Source organism: Dactylosporangium sp. NPDC048998, assembly GCF_043197855.1.
Lineage (GTDB): Bacteria > Actinomycetota > Actinomycetes > Mycobacteriales > Micromonosporaceae > Dactylosporangium.
The window spans coordinates 99,746-123,800 of record NZ_JBICTV010000016.1 but is presented as its reverse complement, the minus strand read 5'-3'; the positions used below and the strand labels follow the sequence as shown (position 1 = coordinate 123,800).

Annotated in this window: 14 protein-coding genes; 7 read left to right on the top strand and 7 right to left on the bottom strand. The window is 70.5% G+C overall.

Annotation, left to right across the window (positions count from 1 at the left end):
* Positions 1–19: 19 nt before the first annotated feature.
* Entirely contained in the window at positions 20–1,141 is a 1,122-nt protein-coding gene (locus ACGFI8_RS30110; RefSeq protein WP_392810032.1) for an FAD-dependent oxidoreductase, read from the bottom strand.
* 162 nt (positions 1,142–1,303) lie between these two features.
* Positions 1,304–3,319 carry an ATP-binding protein gene (locus tag ACGFI8_RS30105; protein WP_392810029.1) on the bottom strand — a complete coding sequence of 672 codons (2,016 nt, stop codon included), beginning with the start codon at positions 3,317–3,319 and terminating at the stop codon, positions 1,304–1,306.
* 345 nt (positions 3,320–3,664) lie between these two features.
* On the opposite strand from ACGFI8_RS30105, the gene ACGFI8_RS30100 reads away from it, so the two are divergent.
* A complete protein-coding gene (locus tag ACGFI8_RS30100) occupies positions 3,665–4,579 on the top strand; it encodes a BTAD domain-containing putative transcriptional regulator (protein ID WP_392810027.1) in 915 nt (304 codons plus the stop codon).
* Here the strand turns inward: ACGFI8_RS30100 and ACGFI8_RS30095 are convergent.
* The gene (locus ACGFI8_RS30095; RefSeq protein ID WP_392810026.1) at positions 4,567–7,479 is read right to left on the bottom strand and encodes a BTAD domain-containing putative transcriptional regulator; all 2,913 of its coding nucleotides are present in this window, start codon (positions 7,477–7,479) and stop codon (positions 4,567–4,569) included. The genes ACGFI8_RS30100 and ACGFI8_RS30095 overlap by 13 nt on opposite strands.
* Positions 7,480–7,857: 378 nt before the next feature.
* Here ACGFI8_RS30095 and ACGFI8_RS30090 point away from each other — a divergent pair, with 378 nt between their 5' ends.
* Positions 7,858–10,608 (top strand): ATP-binding protein, encoded by a 2,751-nt coding sequence (locus ACGFI8_RS30090; protein WP_392810024.1) that lies wholly within the window; start codon positions 7,858–7,860, stop codon positions 10,606–10,608.
* A gap of 89 nt (positions 10,609–10,697) precedes the next feature.
* Here ACGFI8_RS30090 and ACGFI8_RS30085 read toward each other — a convergent pair whose 3' ends face one another.
* Positions 10,698–11,882, bottom strand: coding sequence for a uroporphyrinogen-III synthase (locus ACGFI8_RS30085; protein WP_392810022.1), 1,185 nt, complete (start codon positions 11,880–11,882; stop codon positions 10,698–10,700).
* 409 nt (positions 11,883–12,291) lie between these two features.
* Between ACGFI8_RS30085 and ACGFI8_RS30080 the strand changes: the two genes are divergently transcribed.
* The 4 genes from ACGFI8_RS30080 to ACGFI8_RS30065 all read left to right on the top strand — a co-directional run bounded on the left by ACGFI8_RS30080 (position 12,292) and on the right by ACGFI8_RS30065 (position 17,387).
* Complete coding sequence (locus ACGFI8_RS30080) at positions 12,292–13,647, top strand: ABC transporter ATP-binding protein (protein ID WP_392810021.1); 1,356 nt, start codon at positions 12,292–12,294, stop codon at positions 13,645–13,647.
* Between the two features lie 97 nt (positions 13,648–13,744).
* Positions 13,745–15,049 (top strand): ABC transporter substrate-binding protein, encoded by a 1,305-nt coding sequence (locus ACGFI8_RS30075; protein ID WP_392810019.1) that lies wholly within the window; start codon positions 13,745–13,747, stop codon positions 15,047–15,049.
* Entirely contained in the window at positions 15,049–16,470 is a 1,422-nt protein-coding gene (locus ACGFI8_RS30070; RefSeq protein ID WP_392810017.1) for an ABC transporter permease subunit, read from the top strand. Before ACGFI8_RS30075 ends, ACGFI8_RS30070 begins: the two co-directional genes overlap by 1 nt.
* Positions 16,467–17,387 (top strand): carbohydrate ABC transporter permease, encoded by a 921-nt coding sequence (locus ACGFI8_RS30065; protein WP_392810015.1) that lies wholly within the window; start codon positions 16,467–16,469, stop codon positions 17,385–17,387. The genes ACGFI8_RS30070 and ACGFI8_RS30065 overlap by 4 nt, the downstream gene beginning before the upstream one ends.
* A gap of 116 nt (positions 17,388–17,503) precedes the next feature.
* Here ACGFI8_RS30065 and ACGFI8_RS30060 read toward each other — a convergent pair whose 3' ends face one another.
* From ACGFI8_RS30060 to ACGFI8_RS30050, 3 genes are read right to left on the bottom strand one after another with little or no spacing between them, the layout of a single operon-like run.
* Positions 17,504–18,292, bottom strand: a complete 789-nt coding sequence (locus ACGFI8_RS30060; protein ID WP_392810013.1) for a hypothetical protein — start codon at positions 18,290–18,292, stop codon at positions 17,504–17,506.
* A gap of 9 nt (positions 18,293–18,301) precedes the next feature.
* On the bottom strand, positions 18,302–21,259 hold the full coding sequence (locus ACGFI8_RS30055; protein ID WP_392810012.1) for a hypothetical protein: 2,958 nt from the start codon (positions 21,257–21,259) through the stop codon (positions 18,302–18,304).
* Between the two features lie 35 nt (positions 21,260–21,294).
* Complete coding sequence (locus tag ACGFI8_RS30050; RefSeq protein WP_392810010.1) at positions 21,295–22,356, bottom strand: hypothetical protein; 1,062 nt, start codon at positions 22,354–22,356, stop codon at positions 21,295–21,297.
* Positions 22,357–22,610: 254 nt separating this feature from the next.
* Here ACGFI8_RS30050 and ACGFI8_RS30045 point away from each other — a divergent pair, with 254 nt between their 5' ends.
* Positions 22,611–23,993 (top strand): hypothetical protein, encoded by a 1,383-nt coding sequence (locus tag ACGFI8_RS30045; RefSeq protein WP_392810009.1) that lies wholly within the window; start codon positions 22,611–22,613, stop codon positions 23,991–23,993.
* The last annotated feature ends 62 nt before the right edge of the window (positions 23,994–24,055 follow it).

Genomic DNA, 24,055 nt, shown 5'->3' with positions numbered 1-24,055 from the left:
GGATCTCGAACGGAACCGGTTAGGCCACGACGGGTGGTTGTAGTGGACGGTAGGTTTCCCGGTAGCTGCGGGGGCCAACGAAGGGCAAAATCGCATCTCGGAACCAGGTGGGCAGCCCGGCGGCGCGTGAGAACCGGTCGGTCATGGCTTGGACATGCGTTACGCGGGGTCGGCGTCGCCGCTCGTATTCCGGTCCGATCTGGCTCCAGTCCTGGTGGGTGGCCAGCAGTTCTGCCAGGACCAGGGCGTCTTCGACGGCCAGCGCCGCGCCCTGTGCCCACACCGGGGCAGTGGCGTGGGCTGCGTCGCCGATGAGCACCACCCGGCCTTGAGTCCACCGCCCGATGCGTACCTCCTCAACGGGGGAGTGGTACAGGGACGACGTTTCGGCCAGCACGGTGGTCAGGACGTGCGGCACCGGGTCGGGGAAGCGGGCGAAGCTAGCCCGTAACCACTCGGGGTCCGCGTCGACCGGGCCGCCGCGGGTTGCCGAGGCGTAGCCGTAGACCTCGTGCGCGTCGACGGGGATCAGCAGGAAGGTACCCTGTGCGCCCGACCAGACAGTCCAGCAATCGACGCCGGGATTTGGTGCCATGAATCGCCAGCTGGCCGCCGACAGCAGTGCCGTGCCCAGCGCCTTCTCACCCGACACGGCCCGACGTACCGTCGAGCGGACCCCGTCGGCGCCGACGACGAACGGGTGACTCTCGGTAGCAGCCCCGGCCAGCCCCACCTCGACGCCCAGCGAGGTCGGCCGTACTGAGGTCACCTGGCAATCCGGTCGTACCGTACCGGCCGGCAGGCCGCGCCCGAGCCGATCGATGAGATCTGAACGACGCACGCATCGCGGCGTGGCCGCCTCACCCCAGAACTCGCTCTCGTTCACGGAGAACAGCAACCGCCCCCGTGCGTTGCGGTATTCACGCCGACGTATCGGCACACCCAGGCCGGTAAGGTCGTCAGCCATCCCCAATGCGGTCAGCGCGTGGACCGCGTTTCCCGGCAGGTTGACGGCCAGCCCCTGGTGGGGTGGGCTGGCCAGCCGTTCCGATACCACCGTCGGGATGCCATGTCGGTGCAGCGCGCGGGCCACGGCCAGACCGGCGATCCCGCCACCCACGACAAGGACTCGGTCATCCATGACGCCTCAACGCCTCCTTCATCGCTGGTTGCCCACGTAACGAGCGGTGATGGGCTGATCGATCGGCGCTACTGCCGGCGCGTCTCGCGACATCGAATCGCGCGTACGTCAATTCCCGATCGACAAGGAATCGACGGCCTTTCGTCGCGCCGGGTCGGCCGCTCAGAGCTTGGCGGCGACGGCGTCCGCGGCCGGATGCTCCAGCTCCCGGTACAGCGCGAGCGCGGCCTGCCACATCGACCGTGCGGCGTCCGGATCGCCGGCGTCGCGGTGCACGTCACCGAGGCTGTCGTACCCGACGGCCATCTCGTAGCGGTCGCCGACCTGCTTGAACAGCTCCACGGAGGCGGCGTGAGCGGCGAGGGCACGGTCGAGGTCGCCGGCGCGGTGGTAGGCGTTGCCCAGGCTGTCGAGAGTGGCCGCCTCGCCGTGCCGGTCACCGAGCTCCCGGAACAGCACCAGCGCCTGTTCGCAGCGCGTGATCCCCGCGCGGTGGTCGCCGCGCAGGGTCTCGATGTACCCCGTCTCGTTGAGCGACTTTGCCAGCCCGCCCCGGTTGCCGAGCGCCTCGTACAGCTCGCCGGCCCGGCCGATGTGCCGCAGCGCCTCGGCGTGGCGGCCGGCGGACAGCAGCGCGAAGCCGAGGCCGCGTTCGGCGTGCGCCTCGCCGGTGTGGTCGCCGAGCGCCGCGTAGCCGGCGATGGCAAGCTTCATCTGTTCCCGCGCGGCGTCGCTGTCGCCGGTGCGGGACAGCGCGTGGCCGAGGTCGCGCTGCGCGTCGGCCACCGCTGCGGGGTCGCCGAGGCGCTGCGCGGCGGCGAGCACCAGGCCCTGCGTCGCCAGCTGGTCGGCCCAGTGCCCGTGCCGGCGCTGAAAGGTGCCGAGCGCCCACGCCAGCCGCGTCACGTCCGCGTCGCGGCGCTGGTCGGCGGCCCGGTGCAGGAGCGCAACCAACACCGGGTACTCGGCGGCGAACCACGTGAGGGCCTGCTCCTCGTCGGCGAGCGGCTCGGGGGTGGTACCGGGGGCCGGCGCGGGGAACTCGACCGGGACACGGGTCGGGGTGAGCAGCGTCTCGGCCCGGTGCGCGGTGTGCAGGTGATGGTCGAACAGCCGGCGGTGCACCGCGTCACGCTCGTCGGCCGGGGCGTCGGCGAAGCGTTCCCGGGCGTACTCCCGCAGCAGGTCGTGCACGACGAACCGGCCGAGCCGGTGTTCGACCACGAGGCTGGCGCGTTCCAGCTCCAGCAAGGCGGCGCGGGCGGTCCCGGGTGGGGCGCCGAGCAGGCTCGCCGCGGCCGCCCGGCCGATGTCCGGCCCCGGGTGCACGCCGAGCGCCCGGAACAGCGCCGCCGCCGAGGGACTGAGTGCTCGGTAGGACCAGGAGAACACCGCCCGGGGGTCGGTCGTGGCGTCCGGGCCGCGTAACGCCTCCAGGCCGCCGCCGGCGGCGCGCAGGTCGTCGGCGACCGAGTCGAGCGTGTGGCCGGGGGAGGTGGCGAGCCGGGCCGCGACGACGGCCAGCGCGAGCGGCAGGCCGGCGCACAGCCCGACGATCGTGGCGACCGCGGCCGGTGCGGCCTCGTCGAACCGCTTGCTCAGCCGCCGGGCCAGCAGCTTCCGGGCCGCGGCGTCGTCGAGCAGGTCGACCCGCACAGGGTGAGCGCCGTCGACGACGACCAGGCCGGTGAGCTCGTTGCGGCTGGTGACGAGCACCAGGCAGCCGGGTGTGCCAGGCAGCAGTGGCCGGACCTGCTCGCTGTCGCGGGCGTTGTCGAGCAGGATGAGCATCCGTCTGCCGGCGAGGCGGCTGCGGTAGAGGGCGGCCTGCGCGTCGAGGCCGGACGGCAGGTCGCCGCCGGGCACGCCGAGGGAGCGCAGCAGCCCCGGCAGCGCATCCGCCGGTTCGACCGGGCGGTCGGCCGGGCCAAATCCGCGCAGGTCCAGATACAGTTGCCCGTCTGGGAACCGGTCCGCCACCCGGTGGGCCCAGTGCACCGCCAGGGTGGTCTTGCCGACGCCGGCCATGCCCCCGAGCGCGGTGATGACGACGGTGGCCGGGCCCGCACCCGGCCCAGCGGGCGGCTCGCCGATGACCGCGAGCTCGGCCTCCCGGCCGGCGAACGTGGCCAGGTCGGCCGGTAACTGCGCCGGGCGAACCCAGGCTGATGTGGCCATAGGCGCCCTTCCGTCATCGCCCGGCGGAATTCTAGTCCGGATCGCGATCGGGGGAAGGCCCACAGGGCCCATGCTCCCCTGCGGACGTCGACAGACCGGCGATCGGTGGACGTCGCGCCCGGCCGCGGTGAGCCGACGTCAACCGGATGTTGACCGCCGTCGGTTCGAATGGGGAAGGGGCCCCCGAGGGGCCCGGACGCGTATTGAGTCCTCGGCGGGGCGGTTCTTGCCGTCGGCTGACCGGGCTCCGTTCCCTCGTTCAGATTCCAGTCACGATCCTTACCAACGGGGACTTCTAGGCTCGGAGAGCTCGTGCAACTCCGAACGAAGCCGAAGGATCCTGATTTGCATACTGATTTCACTGGTACTGGCGCCGTCGGTGCGGTCGACGCCGGCCGCCGGCCGGTGCCGGTCGCATTCAGCCTGCTCGGCCCGTTCCGGTGCTGGGCAGGCGGGCAGGAGGTGGACCTCGGCGCGCCGCAGCAGCGGGCGCTGCTGGCCACGTTGCTGCTGCACGACGGGGTGGTGACGACCGTGGAATCGCTCATCGACGCGCTGTGGGGCACCACCCCGCCGCGCTCCGGGGTCACCGTCATCCGCACCTACATCTCCCGGCTTCGGCAGGTCATCGGCGACGCGTCGCCTTCGGGGCAGATCCGCATCGACTCGATGGCCGGCGGCTATGCCGTGCGGGTGCCACCCCAGTCGGTGGACGTGGTCTGCTTCAGGCGGCTGACGCTCGAGGCCGGCGCGGCGATGCGGCGCGACGACGCGGCGGGCGCGGCGCGGAGCCTCCGCGAGGCGCTCGCCCTGCGGCACGGGCTGCCGCTCACCGGCCTGCCCGGGCCCTATGTTCAGGGCCAGCGCGCCCGGCTGCAGCAGCTCATCAGTGACGCCGAGGTGAGCCTGGTGGAGGCCGAGTTCCGGCTCGGCCGATACCAGGAGGTGCTGCCCGACCTGCGGGCGTTGCTCGTGGAGCATCCGCTGCGCGAACGGCTCCACGAGCTCTTCATGGCCGCCCTCTACCGGCTGGGGCGGCAGGCCGACGCGCTGACGCATTACCAAGTCATGCGGCAGCGCTTCGTCGAGGAGCTCGGCATCGAGCCCGGAGCGCGTCTGCGCGACCTGCACCGCCAGATCCTGCTCGGCGGCCCGAACCAGGGCTCGGCCGAGCCGGCCCGGATGCCCGGCCGGCGCAGCGTCGCCCGCCGTCGGTCGGTGTCGGCGCCCTACGGCGGCCGGACGCGTCAGCGCCGCTGAGGTGTCCGGCCCCGCCCGGCGGTGCTGCCGGTTCCGGCCGGCGTGGGCCACCCGGCCTCGGCGGCGAGCGCGGTGATCGCGGCGCGGACCGACGCCGCTCGTGACGAGCAGATCTCGCTGTACAGCGCCAGCGCGCGCCGTAGCGTGTTGAGGGCAAACAGCGGTCGGCCGGCGTTGGCGTAGCGGCGGGCCATCATCTCCAGCTCGTCAGCGGCGAGGAACCGGTCGCCTGCGTCCAGGAACAGGGTCACACTACGCTCGCATGCCCCGAGTGCACGCACATCATCGCCGAGCGCCGTGTAGATGGTCGTGAGCTCGGACCACGCGCACGCCTGGTGATGCCGGTCGCCAACCCTCTCCAGCAGGTCGACGGCGGCCAGCGCATACGGCAGGGCCTGCTTGTAGTCGCCCAGGCGGACGTACGCGGCGGCGATGTAGTCGTGCGCGTCGGTGTACCCCTGGCGTTCGCGCTCGTGGTACAGCCGCAGCGCCTCGGCCACGTGCCGCTGCTGATTCCCGCTGCCGGGCGTCTCCATGGTCGCGTACCGCAGGTGCACTGTCGCCTGGTTGAGCGCGTCGCCGCTCTCCCCGAAGAGCCGGATGGCCTCGAGCAGATGGGTGCGGCTGCGCTCCGGGATGTTCAGGGCGCGATCCGAGTAGACGATGCCGAGGCCGTGCTGCGCGCGTGCCTGCGCGCCGACGTCACCGGCCCGCCGGGCCGCGGTCAGCGCGGCCTGCTGGGCGCTTTCCCAGTCGGCACAGTAGTGGTGCCGCTGCAGATAGTTCTCCATCGACCAGGCCAGCTGCCAGACGGCTGGGTCGGCCGGCGCGGCGAGCGCGAGGTCGATCATCTTCAGCAGCGTCGAGCGCTGCTGGAAGAACCAACCCACCGCCTCGGAGTAGCCGGCCGGTGCGTGGGGCGTCACCCCGGGCAGCGGTGCCCGGGCGCCGACGATCTCGGGCCTGCGCCGGGGGTTGATGAGCACGGCGGCCCGTAGGCTGCTGTGCACGTAGTGGTCGAGCAGCCGGGCGGAGGCCGCCTGCCGTGCGCCCGGCGGGTCCTCACTGTGCAGCAGTTCGGCGGAGTACGCCCGCACCAGGTCGTGGACCCGGAAGCGCCCCGGCGCCAACTCGGTGACCAGGTTGGCGCGGGCCAGCTCGGCGAGCAGGTCCCGCGTCTGCGTCCGCTCGCGCCCGGCGAGGCTCGCCGCGGTCGCGAGCTCGAGGGTCGGGCCCGGGTCGAGGCTCAGCAGGCGGAACAGCTCCGCCGCGTCGCGGGTCAGCAACTGGTACGACCACGAGAACACCACGCGAAGGTTGAGGGTCCCGTCGGCCAGGTCGAAGGCGTCGAGCCGGTTGAGCGACGCCTGCAGCTCGGCGGTGAGCTCATGCAGCGTGAAATGCGGATGGGTTGTGGCCCGGGCGCTGAAGATGGCCAGGGCGAGCGGGAGTCCGCCGCACAGCGCGACGATCTGCCTGGTGACCGCGGGCTCGGCCACGGACCGCCGTCCTAGCCGCCGCTCCAGGAACGTCTCGGACTCGGCTGCCGACATCGGCTCCAGCACCGTCGGATCTGCGCCCTCGCGGATGACAAGTCCGGTCAGCAGGTGACGGCTGGTGACGATGGCCACACACTCCGGCGCCCCTGGCAGCAGGACTCGGGCATGTTCGGTGTCGCGGACGTTGTCCAACACCACCACGATCCGGCGGCCGGAGGTCATGGTCCGGTACAGCGCGACCTGCTCGTCCAGCCCGGCGGGGAGGTCCGAGTCCGGCACGCCGAGGGCGGCCAGGAAACCGCGTACGGCCTCGTCTACGGGCAGGGGCCGGGCCGACGGGTCGAACCCGCGCATGTTGACGTAGAGCTGGCCGTCCGGGAAGTCGGCGGCCACGACATGGGCGCAGTGCACCGCCAGGGTCGTCTTGCCGACGCCGCTCATGCCGCTGATGACGGCGACCCGCGCCGCCGTCGGCCCGGCCCCTTCGCCGCGCAGGAAGGTCGTCAGGTGCTGCATTTGCTCGGCGCGTCCCGAGAACGTCGGCAGGTCCATCGGTAGCTGCGCCGGCCGCACGGTCGGCTGCGCACCGACCGGCCCGGGGCCGGTGGGTTGGGCCTGGGGGGAAGCCGGGTGGGGCGTCGTTTGCGCGGTCGTGTGAGCCAGGAGCACATCCCGGTGGGCGGCGGCGACCTCGGGGCCCGGGTCGACCCCGAGTTCGTCGACGAGGCGTCCGCGCAGCGCGGCGAACGCGGCGAAGGCCTCCGCCTGCCGGCCCGACCGGCCGAGCGTACGGATCAGCGCCGCGTGCATCGGCTCGTCCAGCGGCGCGGACGCGCATCCCTGGCGCAGGAAGGGCAGCAGCGCGGAGGCGCAGTCGGGATGCTCGGCGAGGCCGGCGGCCTGTAACAGGACGTCCGCGATCTCCTGGTCGATGGCGGCGAATGCCGGCGCGGCGCGGATCTGGGCCTCCACGCCGACCGCGACCGGGCCGCGCCACATCCGCAGGGCCTGGACCACGGAAGCGAGGGCGCTGTGCGGATCGTGCTCGGCGGCGGACCGGGCCTCCGCGACATGTCGGCGGAACGCCAGCAGGTCCAACTCGGCGTCGTCGAGATCCAGGCGATAGCCCCCGGACGAGCGGGCCAGCGTGCCGTCGGGCACCAGCCGCCGCAACCGGCTGACGTACCGGTGCACGATGTTCACCGCGGTCGCCGGCGCGCCGGCCGGCCACAGGACGTCGACGATGCTGGTCAGCGGGACAGGCTGTCCGGCGTGGACCAGCAGAAGCGCGAACAGCGCCCGCTGCTGCGGTGCGCCGAGGTCGAGCTCCGCGTCGCCTTCCCAGCCGCGCACAGGCCCGAGCACCGAGAAGCGGACGGCCGGCCGTTCTCTGTCACGCATGTGCTGTACTCCCAGCTCATCTTCGGTGCGATTACACGGCGGGCACCCGGGCGCCTGGTGCCGGGTGGTGTCGCGCGCGTCGCCCAGGTGCACGTGCGGCCGGTGCGCAACGGCGAGCGGGGTGATCCGGCCGCGCCGGGCGCGGTGACGGCCGGCGGCCTCGGGCTCGGCGCGGTGTCGCGTGGTGCTTGTGGCCGCGAACCCAGCTCAGCGGTGGTGGGATCGCCACTCGGCCGACCGGGGAAACGTCGAGTTTAGTGTTCGGCCCGAGCACGCTGAAATCGCACGGTCATAGTCATGACACACAGTGTTCGAGGCGTGGACGCACGAGACGTCAGCAACCTGACGGCGGTTTTGACCGCGACTACCCTGATTCACGTGGACGTCGTGGGATCGCAGCGAATCGTCGGCCGTGAGCGGGAGCTCGCGGTGCTCCGCTCACGCGCCCGGAACCTGGCCGGCGGCCAGGGCGGGGTGCTGTGGATCGAGGGCGAGGCCGGCATCGGCAAGACGGCACTGTGCGACCGCCTCGCCGCCGACGTCGCCGAGGCCGGCGCCGCGGTGGTGCGCGCGGTCGCCCAAGAGCTGCTCCAGCCGTTCCCGCTGCGGCCGCTCGTGCAGGCCCTCGACATCGCGGACGGCTCCGCGGACCGGCCGTACAAGGAGATCGCCGAGCTGCTCAACGGCGGCGACGACCGCGTCTTCGACGCCGGCCTGGCGGCGGTGGAGCGCACCCTCGAGTTCGTCGACCGGCGCTGCGCGGCCGGGCCGATGATGCTGATGTTCGAGGACCTGCACTGGGCCGACCCGTGCACCGCGGTGTTGTGGGAGCGCCTGGCCGAGACCGTCGACCAGATGCCGCTGCTGCTGGTCGGCACATGCCGCCCGTACGCGCAGCCCCCGCAGCTGGAGCGGCTGCGCGGCCTCGTCGAGGCCACGGCCGCCTCCGTGGTGCGGCCGGAGCCGCTCGACGCCGACAGCGTCACCATCCTGGCCACCCACCTGATCGGACACGAGCCCGACCCGGCACTCGCGGCCGGGCTCGACGACGCCGGCGGCAACCCGCTGTACGTCCAGGAGCTGGTGGCCGGCTGGAACCCCGCGGCGCCGGGGGGCCGGCCCGGCTCGCTGACGGCCGCGATCAACCGGCGGCTGAGCCGGCTCAGCCCGTCGACACGGGAGGTGCTGCGCTCCGCTGCGCTGCTCGGCGCGCGGTTCGCTGTACCGCAGCTCGCAGCCGTACTCGAACGCCGCCCCACCGATCTGGTCGACATGCTGGACGAGGCCCTGCGCGATGGCACCCTCGTCGCCGTCGGCGATCACCTGGCGTTCCGGCATGAGCTCGTGCGCAGCGCGCTCGAGGAGCAGCTGGCGCCGCCGCTGCGGGCGGGCCTGCACGCCCAGTTCGCCGGGGTGCTGGCCCGTACCGGCGCGGACGTCGACGTCGTCGCCCGGCACCTGCTCGCCGGCGGCGGCATCTTGGACCGGTGGGCAGCCCAGTGGCTGGCCCAGCTGCCGGAGGCGGCGTTGCTCGCGGCGCCCGAACCGGCCGTGGACCTGCTCACGCGGGCGCTGCGCAGCCCGGCTGCCGCCGGGTGGCTGGTGTCGCTCGGCGTGCGGCTGGCCGTCGTGTCCTTCGCGATCGGGCGGGACGAGCAGGCCGAGGCGGCCGCGGCCGACGCTGCCGCATCCGACGACCCGGAAGTGCGGGGACGGATGTTGCTGTACCGGGTGCGGGCGGCCAGCCGGCTGGGGCGCACGACCCACGCCCTGGACATCGCCGCCGCGGCCGTGGACGACCCGCGGCTGCCGGCGCTGTGGCGCACCCGGATCCGCTCCCGGGCGGCGGGGGTGCTGACCAAAGAGGGCCGTCACCACGAGGGGCGGGCCGCCGCGGTGCGGGCGCTCGCCGAGAGCACTGCCCTGGCCGACCGGGTGGCGGTGGCGTACAGCCGCCTGGTGCTTGCCCACGGCAGCGGGCTGGAGGAGGCGCTGGCCCATCTCGAGGACGCGCTGACCGGCCTGGGCTGGGACGCCGAGTCCAACGACCTGCGGCTGCTGCTGCTGAACAACAAGCTGGCCGCCCTGAACAACTTCGGCCGGCCGGAGGAGTTCCGTGCCGCCGTCCACGAGAGCCTCATTGTGGCCGGCCGGGTCGGCGCAGGCCGGATCGGCCGGTTGGAGGCGGCCGCGGCCATGGGCTCATTCGACTTCGGCGACTGGGACGAGGCGCTGGCGTATCTCGACGCCATGCCACCGGCGCAGCAGCCCGGTGTGACGATGGTGCGGCACGGGGTCGCGGCGCTGATCGCCGGGCATCGGGAGGACTGGGCACAGGTGCGTGGGCACGTGGCCGCGGTCGCGGAGCTGCCGATCACCGCCGGGGACGTGCGCATCCTCAGTGGGTACCTCGTCGCCGCCCGGGCCATCCGGGCCGAGGCCGACGGGGAGCTGCCGGCCGCCGTTGCCGAGCTGGCGGTGTGGCTCGACCCGCAGATGCGCTTCGACGCCAAGGAACGGTACATGTGGCTGCCCGACCTGGTGCGCGTGGCGCTGGCCGCCGGGGACGAAGGCGCCGCCCGGGCGGCCGCGGACCGCGCTGACGCGGACGCCGCCGCCCCGGTGGCTCTGCCGCGCCAGGTCATCGTCGCCCAGCTGTGCCGGGCGCTGCTTGACGACGATGTTCCCGCGATCCAGCGGACGGCTGACGCCGCCGCGCAGCGCGGTTGGCTGCTGTTCGCGGCCGGGGCCCGCGAGGAGGCGGCTGTCCGGCTCGCCGCGGCCGGGCAGCCGCTGCCGGCGCGGGAGGCGCTGAACGAGGCCGCCCGAGGGTATGCGTCGCTCGGGGCCAGCTGGGATCTTCGTCGTGCCGATGCCCGCCTGCGGGCACATGGCGTGCGCCGCGGTCCTCGCAGTCTCCACCGTCGGTCGGCCAGCGGTTGGGATGCGCTCACCCCCACCGAGCAGCGCGTCGCGGCCCTCGTCGCCGACGGCCTGTCGAATCCGGAGATCGCCGCCGAGCTGTACATGTCGCGGCGTACCGCGCAGACCCACGTGTCGCGGGTGCTACGGAAGCTCGACCTCGCGTCCCGTATGCAGCTCGTCCGCAGCGGCCACCGCGCGCAGTAGCGACCGCCGGGTGGCGCGGCAGCTGCTCCACTCGAAGCGTTACCGCACGGCGTCCGCTACCCGGACGACGACGGGCATCCGCGGGTCGGTCAGGACGCGAGCCGGTAGCCGCGGCGTATGACCGTGTGAATCAGTTGCGTGCCGTTGAGGGTGCGGCGTAGCCGGGATATGGCCATCTCGATGGCGTGGTCGTCGACGGCTGCGCCGGTCGGCATGTTGTGGCGGATGTCGGCGCACGACATCACACGGCCCGGGCTGCGGGCCAGGGTCCGCAGCACCGCGATCGGGACCGGCTGGACCGGGATCAGCCGGTTGTCGATGATCACCGCCTGGCCCCGGATCTCCACCCGGTGCGGTCCCAGCGCCATACGTACGGCTTTGGCCGGCAGCACGGCGATCAGTGTCGTGATGAAGTCGTCGGTGTAGCCGACCGGCCCGACCAGGGGTCGCACTCCCTGGGCGACCAGCGCCGCCGCGGTGAGCGGGCCGAGGCAGACGGCGGTCACCTGGTCGCACAGAGCGTTGAGCAGTTCGGGCAGGCGCTGGTCGCGCTCGGCCTGGTCGAGCAGGTTCTCGGTCGCCTCCGGGCTGGTCAGTGCGATCGCGTCGATCTGCCGGCGGATGACCTGGTCGGCCAGCCGTCGCAGCTGCTCGCCGTGGCTCGGCGGGAACGTGCGGTAGGTCGGCACTTCCACCACGTCGGCGCCCTGCTGGCGCAGCGCCCGGCACACGTCCCGCAACGACGGCGTATCGACCTGCACGACGATGCGCCGGCCCGCGATCGGGTGCGCGAGCAGGTACCGCAGCAGCTCCTCGGTCGAGGCGGCCGCGGTCGACCAGATCTCGCGCAGGCCGAGTTCGCGCAGGCTGTCGGCCGCGGCCCCGTCACGGGCCAGCAGCCGGGCGCGGCTGAATTCGGCAGTGAGCGGGTCGGCGAGGTGCCACCGCTGCGCCGACGCGAGCCACGATCGGAACCCGAACGGTGAGGTGATGATGAGGTCCTCGATCGGCGCGGCCAGGCACTGCTCGGTGGCCGTGCGCAGCTCGTCCTCGTCCGGTTGGGCGACGACCCGCAGGGCCTGCACGGGGACCACCTTTGCGCCGGCCGCCTCCAGCGGGGCGGCGAGCGCCGGCCGCCGCTGCTCCGTCGCCAGCGCCACCGTGTAGCCCGTCAGCGGCGCGATGCCCGAGGAGTCCGATCCGGCGGAGACACCGGAGCTGCCTACGGCGTATCCGGCGGCCGGTCGCCGTTGGTCGGCTGGCGGTGGCGCCACGGCGTACTCCTCTCGACCCTGTTGGCTGGCGGCAGGCACACCCGGCTTCATCGACGGTGGCGGAGCAGATGGGTGGGGCAACGGTGTGCGGGAGCGTGCGGGAACGTGCTGGATGGCCCGAGGGGCGGGGGCGTAACCGGTGACTGGTGGTCGCGGACGAGCGGGTGCCGACGATCGGCCGTTCGCGACGGGTTGGCGTCTACCGTGCCAGGAAATGCGCCGGAAGACAGTCACGATTCGGTAAATCTCCGCTCACTGATTTCGACGTCGGCCCAGATGTTGCAAAGATGAATGCGCCGCCAGAACGGCGGAGGGTGCCGTTTACCTCCGTATAGGAACCAGAGCCGTAGCAATCACGGCGAAACGGACATCAACGGCGAGTCTTTCCCCGGCTCCAGATGGCGATCTTGTGAGGAAGACGTCGTTTCTGTTGCGGATCGTTACGCGGTCTGGTCACCGCCTTGTTAAGGCGACAACACTCGCCACACCAATTGCATTCGACGGTCGACCGCAGCCTATCTGTGAACGCGCGGCGGCCGTCGGACGAACCCAGACGAACCCAGCAGATCGGGAGTGGTCCGTGGCGGAGGTCAGGCTCGATGAGGTGAGCAAGGTGTACGCCGACGGGACGCGGGCCGTTGACGGGCTGAGCCTGGACATCGCCGACGGGGAGTTTCTCGTGCTCGTCGGTCCGTCCGGTTGTGGCAAGACCACGGCGTTGCGCATGGTCGCCGGGCTGGAGGACATCAGCGAGGGCCTCGTCAGTATCGGCGGCCGTGTGGTCAACCGGGTGCCGGCCCGCGACCGCGACATCGCGATGGTGTTCCAGAGTTACGCCCTGTACCCGCACCTGAACGTGTACGACAACATCGCCTTCGGCCTGAAGCTGCGCAAGGTGCCCGGCGCCGAGATCGAGCGCCGGGTCGCCGCGACCGGAGCGGCGCTGGGATTGCGGGACCACCTGCGTCGCCGGCCGCGGGCGCTGTCTGGCGGGCAGCGTCAGCGGGTCGCGATGGGGCGGGCGATCGTCCGTGAGCCGCAGGCGTTCCTGATGGACGAGCCGCTGTCCAACTTGGACGCCAAGCTGCGGGTGCAGATGCGCGCCGAGATCGGGCGCACGACCCGGCGGCTTGGCGTGACGACCATCTATGTCACGCACGATCAGACCGAGGCCATGACGCTCGGCGACCGTGTGGCGGTCATGAAGCAGGGGGTGCTCCAGCAGGTGGCCACTCCCCAGGAACTCTACGACCGGCCCGCCAACATGTTCGTCGCCGGCTTCATCGGCTCGCCCGCGATGAATCTGGTCACCGGCGTCTTCACGATGTCGGCGGGGAAGGTGAAGCTCGTGATCGGCGACCTGCGCCTGCGGGTCGATCCCGCGTTGTTCGAGGTCCGGCCGGGCGTGCGGGCGTACTTCGACCGCCCGGTCGCCGTAGGTATTCGGCCGGAGGACATGCAGGATGCACTCCTCGTACCGGCCGGCGGGGCGGCGCTCTACGCCAGCGTCGATCTGGTGGAGGCGCTCGGTTCCGAACTGCTTGTGCATCTCCGACTCGCAGTGCCCGGCGTCGTCACCGACGACACCCGTGAGCTCGCCCGCGACGCCGGCCTCGATCCAGTCGAGGCCACCGGGCCACTGACGGAGCTCGTCGCCAGGTTCAGCCCACGTTCTCGTGTCCGCGAAGGCGACGTGGTCGAGGTCGCCGTCGACACCGCTCGCCTGCACGTATTCGACTTGGACACCGGTCGGTCGATCCTTTGATCCGCGCGACCCGCGGCGCGATCCACCGCCGACCCCCTCGCCGGGCCCAGGCGAGGGTTCCGGATTGACAAGGCACACTCGCAAGAAGGGACCTTTCATGGCACGCATGGCACAGCTCTCCGCAGCGCTGGCCACGGTCGCGGTTGCCGCCGCCGGCTGCGGGGGCGCCGCATCCGAAACGTCCACCACACCGGGCCTGAGTGGCACCGTGGAGGTCGTGGCGAAGTGGTCGGGCGTGGAGCAGGCCAACTTCAAGAAGGTGCTCGAGAACTTCGAGAAGAAGACCGGCGTCAAGACCGTCTACACCTCCGCCGGCGATGACGTCGCGTCGTTTCTCAACCAGAAGATCTCCGGCGGCACGCCGCCGTCGATCGCGCTGGTCCCGCAGCCCGGCACCGTCGCCGAACTGGCGAAGAAGGGCAACCTCAAACCGCTGAGTGGCGAGGCGCTCGACGCCGTTACGAAGAACTACAGTCCCGCTTGGAAGGACCTCGGCACGGTCGACGGGAAGGTGTACGGGTTCTACCTCAAGGCCGCCGAGAAGTCGATCTGCTGGTACCGCACCGACGCGTTCGCCACGGCCGGCGTGAAGGAGCCGAAGACCTGGGAGGAGTTCGTCGCCGCGGCCAAGACGCTCGCCGACGCCGGCATCACGCCGTTCGCGGTGCCCGGCGGGTCGGCCTGGACGTTGACCGACGTCTTCGAGAACGTCTACATCCAGGTCGGCGGCCCGGACAACTACGACAAGCTGTCCAAGCACCAGATCCCGTGGACCGACCCGACGGTGGTGGAGACCCTGAAGATCATCGGGCAGCTGTGGTCGACGCCGCGGATGATCGACGGCGGCAACGCCGGCGCACTGAAGATCGACTTCTCGCAGTCCGTCGCCGAGGTGTTCGGCGAGAAGCCGAAGGCGGCGATCCTGTGCGAGGGCGACTTCGTCGGCTCGGAGATCACCAAAGCGGGCAAGTACAAGGTGGGCGACACGGCCAAGTACCTGCCGTTCCCGTCGATCAAGGGCGCCAAGCCGTCCGTGGTGGTCGGTGGTGACCAGGCGGTGGCGCTCAAGGATGACAAGGCGACGATGGCGCTCATGGCGTACCTCGCCTCGAATGAGTCGGCCGAGATCTTCGCCAGGGGCGGCGGGTTCATCACCCCGAACAAGACCGTCGATCCGTCGGCGTATCCGGATGATACGGTGCGCGGACTGGCCAAACTGGTCGTCACCGCCGACGTGATCAAGTTCGACATGTCGGACCTGGCCCCCGCGTCCTTCGGCGGCGGCACGAACGCCGACGAATGGAAACTGCTCCAGGAGTTCCTGGGCAACCCGGCAATGGATGTGAACGCCTTGGCGGGCAGGCTCGAAGACGCCGCCAAGAAGGACTTCGGGAGCAACTAATGGCGCGCGCGTCCGAGCCGGCAGGCGCATTCAAGGCCGCACCGGCAGCGAGCAACACGGTACCGGTCCAGGGTGGCGTCCTTGCCCGCTGGCCGGACGCGCCGGACGGCAAGGCCCGGCAGCGGGGGCGGGGAGGGCGCCGGTGGGAGATCCCCGGCCTGATCACGGCGCTCTTCCTCGGCCCGGCGCTGGTCATCCTGGCCGCCGTCGTGGCGTACCCGATCGTCGCCACGGTCTGGTACAGCTTCTTCAACGCCGACAGCACCCGCTTCGTCGGCGTGGACAACTACGTCGAGATGTTCACCGGGCCGGCGACCCGCCGGGCCATCATCAACAACGTGATCTGGGTCGTCGTGGCCCCGACGACGGTCACCGCGCTCGGGCTGATGTTCGCCGTGCTCAGCGAGCGGATCCGGCTGGCTACCGCCTTCAAGACCGTGCTGTTCATGCCGATGGCCATCTCGTTCCTCGCGGCCGGCGTCACGTTCACCCTGGTGTACGAGGCGGACAAGGACCGCGGCGCGCTCAACGCCGCGATCGTGTCGGTCCACGACGTGTTCAAGCCGCCGTCGAAGTACTACGGGACGAGTCCACGCGAGGAAGCCGGGCTGGTGACCGTGGACGGTGCCGTGCAGACCGCGAAGCCGGCTGCCGCGACCGCACCGGTCCTGCTGCCGATGGTCGGCCTCCCGCCCGACCGGGTCCCGGCCGAGGCGGTCAACGCGGCGCCTGACGTCGACGGGACCGGCCTGCGGGGCGTGGTCTGGCTCGACTTCAGTCCCGGCGGCGGTGGCCGGCCCGGTGTGGTCGACGCGGCCGAGAAGGGCCTGCCCGGCATGGTCGTCGAGGCGGTACGCGACGGCAAGGTGGTCGCCACGACCCGGACCGATCCGGCGGGGCGCTTCGTGTTTCCCCAGCTGCTCGGTGACGGGTACACGATCCGGCTGGCCGCGTCGAACTTCGCGCCCCCGTTCAACGGGGTCACCTGGCTGGGCGGCAGCGTTGTGACGCCCGCGATCATCGCCGCCTACATCTGGATCTGGGCCGGCTTCGCGATGGTACTGATCTCGGCGGGCCTGGCGGCCATCCCGCGGGACGCGCTGGAGGCCGCCCGGGTCGACGGCGCCACCGAGTGGCAGGTGTTCCGGCGGGTGACCATCCCACTGGTCCGCCCGGTGCTGGTGGTCGTGCTGGTCACGCTGGTCATCAACGTGCTGAAGATCTTCGACCTGGTGTACATCCTGGCGCCGGACCCGGTGACCCAGGACCGCGCCAATGTCGTGGCGCTGCAGATGTACCAGACCGCCTTCGCGCGCCAGAACACCGGCCTTGGCAGCGCACTGGCCGTGCTGCTCTTCGTGCTCGTGCTGCCCGCCATGCTGTACAACGTCCGCCGGCTGCGAGGAGACAGGGACCGATGAGCTTCGTATCCACAGCCAGGGTGCCGACGATCGAGCCGGCCGGCACCGCCGTGACCGGCCCGCCGCGACGCGGTGTGGTCTCCCGGATCGTCACACGACTCGGCAGCGGCCTGATGTACGCCATCGTCGTTGTCACGGCGCTGATCTGGCTGCTGCCCACAACCGGCCTGCTGGTGGCCAGCCTGCGTCCGGCCTCGGCCAGCGCCGCCACCGGCTGGTGGCACGTCCTCACAAAGCCCAGCGAGCTGACCCTGGCCAACTACGCCAAGCTCCTGGACAACGGTGACATGATCGGCGGGCTGTGGAACAGCGTGCTCATCACCGTGCCGTCCACCGTCCTGGTAGTGGTGATCGGGGCATTGGCCGCCTACGCCCTGGCGTGGCTGGACATCCGCGGCCGCGACGCGCTCTTCGCCGTGGTCGTCGCGCTCATCGTGGTACCGATCCAGATGGCGATCATCCCGGACGCGAAGCTGTTCGGCGCGCTCGGCATCTTCGGCACGCTCGCCGGCGTGGTCGTGTTCCACGTCGCGTTCGGGCTCCCGTTCGCCATCTTCCTGCTCCGCAACTTCTTCATCGGCATCCCACGCGACCTGCTCGAGGCGGCCCGCATGGACGGCGGCACCGAGTTCATGATCTTTACCCGGGTGGTGCTGCCGATCGGCTGGCCCGCGATCGCCTCGCTGACCATCTTCCAGTTCCTGTTCGTCTGGAACGACCTGCTGGTCGCCAAGGTCTTCGCCGGGGCGTCCAGCAAGCCCATCACCTACGTTCTGCAGGAGCAGATGGGCACCTTCTCCTCCAACATCGACGTGATCGCACCCGGCGCGTTCCTGTCCATGCTCCTGCCGCTGATCGTGTTCTTCGCCTTCCAGCGGTACTTCGTGCAGGGCGTCCTGGCGGGTTCGGTGAAGTAGCCAGTCTTCCGCCGGTCCGGCCAACCCAAGCCAAGGCGGCCGGATCGGCGGACCCCAACCCATGCGGTTGCCATCCGATCGCGATCTGGGTGCCAGATCCGGGAAGGCGTTGCCCCTCAACGATCACCGCGCGATGTGGGTGGTCGTCGCCGTACCCCCGGCACGGCGCCGATGTCGCCGTGCCGGGGCACATCGATCTCAGGTGGTGCAGCACTCTGCAGGGCCGGCCGGCCGGCGAGCGTGATCGACACGGATACGTCCGGGCTGTCGCCGCGCTCGGGCAGGCTCTCGGCCACCGACCATATCCGGGGCGACGGGCCTGGCCGCGGCTTGCTCAGCCGCGACACCGTCGCCAGCCACAAGGCCACGGTCACGAGCCACCCGCCAAGTATCGGGAGCCATACCCAGACGGGCGTGACATCCGTGCCCGAGATGAGCACATGCGCCACAATGAGCATGAACGCGGCGTACGAGAAAAGGTGTAGCGCGCGCCAGCGCGCGGGCCCCAACCGCCGCTGGATGATGACGGATAGCCCAACGGCGGCGAGGACTTCTGACCCGACGACGGCGACCCCGGTGCCAATGCGATTATCCGAGTCGGTGAACGGCACGACGAGCTCGGTCATCGTGATGGAACCGCCCGGCAGCGCCAGTTGCCCGATGCCATGCACGGCACCGAGACTCAGTCCCAGGCCCGCGGTCGCCCGGTGGATTGCGTGGAGCGCGCTGAGAAACGGCGGCCGCCACGAGCCGTGAAGCAGGAACCCCGTCACGACGCCCAGCCACAGCAGCCCCAAGGACACGAAGCCGAGCGTCGCCAGTACCAGATGAAATTCGGGGGACTGGCTCTCCACAAGACTCTCCTCGCTCTGCGTCACCGTTACGTTTGCAATAGCCTCGTCCATTGCGGGCAATCACGAGGCAGTCCCGAGGATGCTTACCGACCATGGCGAGCGCAGGACTTCGCCGATCACCACGGCGACGTATCGGCCACCGGTACGACGGGACAAGCTGCGCGCACGATGAAAACTGCCCCCTCGCAACCCTTCCGTGATGACGATGCCGGAGCCCGCGTCCGCGGCATCGATCTCCGGAAAGTCCGGTCGTCGATGCCAACCCGGCGGAACCACGGTGTCGAAGGCATCACCGACCACGGTCACTTGACAGCCGCAACCGGACATCGTCTTGGCGATCCCCAGCGCATACCGGCGGCACAGCGCCGGAGCTCCGGTCACGGTCAGCACACCGGGCACGGTCGCCAGGTCGAGAAAAAGCCGCCGCTGCCCGTCCTCACCGAGTACTGCCGGCAGCACCGCGCCCGGCTCCAGCGTCCAAGGGTCGAGCCACCGCGTCCGGGCGGGCGCGGCGACCCGGACCTCGGCCCGCACGCCGACCGCCGACACCACCACAACCCCACCGGTCTCCGCCTCCGCCGGCCCTGCCGGTACCAACCCGGCAGGCGCGCGACCCACACCCACCCGACGACTCGACGGCAGCTCATCCCCGGCCGGCGTCAGCGCCGCAGCGCTCACCGTTCCTCCCAGGGCTTGCCGTCGAAGCTCGATGGCCGGCACCCCCGCCGCGCGGCGCCTGTGGTCGCGACGCCGGTACGGCTGCCCGGAGTCGTCCAGGCCGACTGGGAAAGCCAGCGGTCCCGGACCCGGCCCGGATTCTCTGCCGGCCGGGAGTCGGCCGTGACGCAACACCTCCACAATGGCCTCGGTCGGCGGGCCGGCGCCGGGCACGTCCTCGCGAGGGCCAGCGGGCGCGTCAAGCTCGAGCAGCATGACCCGCGGACGCTCCGGACCCTCCGCGACACCGAGCACCAGGAAACGGCTTCCGGCGGCGAACACCGCGGTAGTTCGCCCATCCGGAGCGATCGAACCTAGCTTGCGGGCGCTGAGGGACCAGATGTGGTAGTCGACGCCGTCGCCGGGCCCGTGGTTGGGCGACAGTCCGACATCGACGAATGCGGGTTCGACGAGCTCGGCTCCGGTCTCGTACGCCGTCATGGGGATCGGGGTCGGGCAGGTCGCGAAGACCGGGCCGGACACGATAGGCAGCTGCCGCAGACCGTACATGGCACACTCAGCGATCAGCGTCGACGCCGCCTCACCCCGCACCGGCCCGGCACCTCGCAGCTCGCCGTTGATGGTGTCGCGTTCGGTGGTGCAGTACGCCCGCACGGCGACCAGTCCGCTCAACGTGGCGGCGGAAGGCCGTGCATCCTGCGCTCCCTGGTCCCTGAACAGCTGACGCACGACCATACGGGCGTGCGCCTCGTACTTGCCGTCGAGCACCTGCCGTAGACGCAGCCGGTCCTGCGTATCGCAGGATCTCTCGGTTGCCCACTGCGGCTCGGCAGGCGTTGTCACCGCCCGCTTCGCCGCCGTCATGACGACCGGGGGCGGAACGTCCACCTGCTCTGGAGGGGCATGTCGCGCAGTGAGCGCGGACTGGCCCGGCACTGAGGGAACCGGGGGCGGCAGCGGCGGGAGGGTGTCGCCAAGCGTTACCGACCGGCGGACATGCGGTTCGGCTCCCGGTAGTGTGGGCCGGCCGTGCCAGGAGCAGAACTGTCCCGAGGTGTACATCAACCCGGTTCGGGACATCGAAACGTCGGAGTCGGCGGCGATGACCGCTCTGCTGAGAACGCTCGCGAGGGCGCCGAACAACGAGTCGGCGACGTGGCCAGCTGGTGGCGTGCCGTGCGCGACGACCACCACAGTGCGGCGGCGTGGCGGGCACACCGCAGCGATCAGGTCCGCCAGCGTGCCCGGCGTGACCGAATCGCCGCACACCCGGAATCCGGTGGCGTCCATGTTCACCTCGACCACGAAGCCCGCCGGCGTCGGCACCACACCCACCGGCTCCGATTCGGTGACAAACGACCATCCGGCTGCCGTTTGCACGCCCGTGCGCAACCGATCGGGGTCCCGCTGCCCAGGCGCAAGCAAGGCCGGCAGGGCATCCTCGACACCGCGCAGGCCTCGTCGCAAACCGGCACGAGCATCGCCGAGGGGTGGCCGCCCGGTCAGGCCCCCGGTGGCCCCGACGAAGGCCAAACTCCATGTGCTGCCCTCCGACCAGACGGGCACCGCGGCGATGATCTGCGCCGGCGGATCCCAATACTCGCGCAGGTAGGCGGCGTCCTCTCTGGTCCTCAACGCTCCTGGTAACAGCACCAGCCGATATCGGTCCGGCAACGGCAATGCGGCCAAGGACAAGATCACGTCGTCCAATGCGAGTGGCAGCTCTCCGAAGCCGCCGAGAAACACCGTTGCCATGGTGGGATCGGGTGAAATGCTGGAGGCTGTGCCCGCCCGCCCCGGCGTAACGCCGCGCGGCAGAATCCAGTATCCGGCCGGCACGGGGTAGGTGGCCGCCGCGCCACATGCGCTGACGCCGGCTGTTTCCGGCGCCAGGTCTTCCGCCCAGGCCGGTTGGGGAAACCAGGCCGGCTCGTAGTGCGGCGGTTCACCGGGGGCGTAGCTCACCCAACCGCCGCCTGTGTAGCTGGGCGCCGCTACGGCGACCGTGCCGTCCATGGCGACGGTCAGCGATCCGAGAGGGGCAACCACCTCGCGGCCGAGGCCATCGGACAGGGCGCGCAAATGCGGTTCGACAGCGGACAGAGCCGCAGCGTGTCCCAGAGGGACGAGCCGCACGCCGACGTCGTCGCCTTGCATCAAGGTATGGATGATCTGCCCGACGAGCTGCAGGTAGTCGGACCGCACCGTGACCGACGGCGCCGTGACGACGGCGATCCGCCCAGGCTCCGGTGGCAGGGCGCTGGTCATGGCGGTCAACGCGGTGGCCGGTTCGCCGGCGGTGCGAAGCAGCAACGCCCGGCCGACCTCGTCGACGATCACGCGTTTGGCACCCAGGCGGAAGCGCCAGGGACTCATCATGGGTTCCCACCCGGCGCCTGCGCCTGCAGCGCCGCCAAGGCGCGGTGGACCGCCACGGCGTCCGCTTCCGGAAAGTCGTACCGGCGGGTGCGGATGTGCTGCAGCAGCTCGGAGTCGGGAGCCAGCCCATAGTTGCGCAGGTAGTATGAGACCGCGTCGGTCCAGATCCACTCTCCGTCGGTGCGAATGCTCATCGGCACCACGCCGCGGCGCCGCCCGTCTACGACGTCGTCCATGAGCGCCGTGGTCGTCAGGACCGCGCTTGCCGCCTCCAGATACGCCAACACGTCACCGCGCTCCCGACCGTCGAGCCTGGGCCGGTCGGCGGCGAAACCCGGACCGCCGACCTCGTCCACGGGATCGAAGAGCTCGGCGATCCGGATGGGTTTGGTCGGCCGGGTCGTCCAGAGCAACGCGGAATGGGCCAACGCCATCCGCTGATACGGGGGCAGGTCGTCGGCATCTGTGAACGCCTCCACTTGGGGCACGGCCTCGCCGGCCAGGGCAAGCGCCCGCTGCAGCGCAGCGGTAAGCATCGGAAGCGGTTCCGGATCGGCGGCCTGCACGAGATAGAGCCTCCGCGGCGGCGGCCAAGGGGACGGCGCCACCGGAAATCGCCAGGCCCGCCACAGCCCTTCAACCCTGCCGTCCACCTCGATGCCGGTCACCGCTGCGACGGCGGCCGCGTCCACCGCACCCAACTGGTGGACGTCAGCCGGATCCGTGGTCAGGTCAAGGCTGTGCGGGACATCCTCTGGTTCCTCGCCGTGGCGCTTCAGGTATACGGGCGACATCGCGTACCACCACGGCTCCGCCGCCGTGAGGACGTCAAGATCGGCCAGTAGATCGTGGTTGGCCGCATCGTCACGCAGGACCGCCTCGAGCACATCGAGGTCGACCGGTGTCATCGGTATGCGCCCGGCCAAGGCCAAGAACACCACCGTTCGGGCGACTTCGGTCGCCCGGCCCTGCGCGAGCCACTCCCGAGCCGTGCAGACGATCTCGTCCGGTGCCCATCCGGCGACGCGAAGCAGCACATGGTGCAGGGCGACGCTCACCTGCCTGGATCGCATGGAAGCTATAACGGAGAACAACCGTGCCTTGGTTCAACCGGCGGCACCCCAAGTGTGCCCCGCCATGGACCGGGACACCTACCAGCAGGGTACGAAGAGTCTGTTCCACCTTCGTTTGAACCGCTCTTCAACGCCATCCGTTGTGGTGGGTCGACCATCTCCGCCCGGGGACGCACGGCGGTGAAGCGCATCCACCTTCGGAGAAAACAGCGGTGTCTAGATTGACGGGAGCCAGGGCAGTGTCCGTCTCCATAGATGAGCCGATCCGTCCGATTCGTTACACCACTGCCGTTCCCACACCGAACGAACTTGCCTACCGTGCGCCGGACAGCATCACCGCTGCTGCCCGGAGAACCCTGCGACAGCCACGCTTCATGCATTACAACCGGCTGGTTATCGGCGTTATTCTGATCAATGCGGGAGCCTTGTGGCTCGTGACGAGGAACGCGGCGTGGTCGGACTCGACGACACTGCTCACCCTTGCGCAGGCCAACCTGGCGTGCGCGGTCATCGTACGGCAGCAGCACGTCGTCAATTTCGTGTGCCGGCTCGCCACCCTGGCGCCGACGAACTGGCCGTTGAGACTACGGTGGGCGCTCGCCAAGGTGTACCACTTCGGCGGGCTCCACGTCGGAATGTCTGTTTCGGGCACGGTGTGGTATTTGCTCTTCGTCGCATCGCACACCAGGGAGGCGCTGCGCAGTCCCGCGATCCCCGCGAGTCTGGTGACGTCGTACGCCCTGGTGCTGCTCCTGCTGGTGATGGTCATTTGCGCTCGCCCGTCGGCAAGAACAAAGTCTCACGACAGATTCGAGTTGACCCATCGGCTCGGTGGCTGGACGGTCCTCGTACTCGCCTGGATCAACACGATCCTGGTGGTGACCGCCCAGCCGAGAGAGCATTCGGTGGTCGATGCCGTGGTGACCTCACCCTCGATCTGGCTGATGCTGGCAAGCACGCTGTCGACCACACTGCCGTGGCTACGGCTGCGCCGGGTACCCATCACGGTGCAGCGACCGTCATCGCATGTCGCCGTCGTTCGGTTCGACGACCACGGGGTGAAACCGTTCGTGGGATCGGTCAGGCCGATCAGCCTGCATCCGCTGTGGGGCTGGCACACATTCGCCAACATCCCGGCGCCGCGCAGCAGGCCGCTGGGCTACCGCATGGCCATTTCGCGTGCCGGCGACTGGACGTCAGCGTTCATCGCTAATCCACCGTCCCACGTATGGGTGCGGGGAGTTCCAACCGCGGGCATGGCCAACGTCCGGCACCTTTTCAAACGAGTTGTCTTCGTTGCCACCGGCAGTGGTATCGGCCCCATGTTGGCGCATCTCATGGCCAACAACGTGCCGGGGCACCTGGTGTGGGTAACGAAAAATCCACGGAAGACGTACGGCGACGAACTCGTCAACGAGATCCTCGCCGTCCAGCCGGACGCCACGATCTGGAACACCGACGAACTGGGACGACCCGACGTGTTCGCCCTGGCGTACGAAGCCCTGAAACGTACCGACGCGGAGGCGGTCATCTGCATCGCGAGCTCGAAGGTAACGTGGCAGGTCGTATCTGGAATCGAACGACTCGGTATCCCTGCATTCGGTCCGATCTGGGATTCGTAGCCGGTGGTCCCATGACGAGGCATGGTTGCAAAAATCGATTGTTTGCGGATTGAACCAGCCAT

Coding starts and splice junctions, on each gene's coding strand:
- ACGFI8_RS30110 (WP_392810032.1), bottom strand. CDS start 1,141: ATGGATGACCGAGTCCTTGTCGTGGGTGGCGGGATCGCCGGTCTGGCC.
- ACGFI8_RS30105 (WP_392810029.1), bottom strand. CDS start 3,319: ATGGCCACATCAGCCTGGGTTCGCCCGGCGCAGTTACCGGCCGACCTG.
- ACGFI8_RS30095 (WP_392810026.1), bottom strand. CDS start 7,479: ATGCGTGACAGAGAACGGCCGGCCGTCCGCTTCTCGGTGCTCGGGCCT.
- ACGFI8_RS30075 (WP_392810019.1), top strand. CDS start 13,745: ATGGCACGCATGGCACAGCTCTCCGCAGCGCTGGCCACGGTCGCGGTT.
- ACGFI8_RS30070 (WP_392810017.1), top strand. CDS start 15,049: ATGGCGCGCGCGTCCGAGCCGGCAGGCGCATTCAAGGCCGCACCGGCA.
- ACGFI8_RS30065 (WP_392810015.1), top strand. CDS start 16,467: ATGAGCTTCGTATCCACAGCCAGGGTGCCGACGATCGAGCCGGCCGGC.
- ACGFI8_RS30060 (WP_392810013.1), bottom strand. CDS start 18,292: ATGGACGAGGCTATTGCAAACGTAACGGTGACGCAGAGCGAGGAGAGT.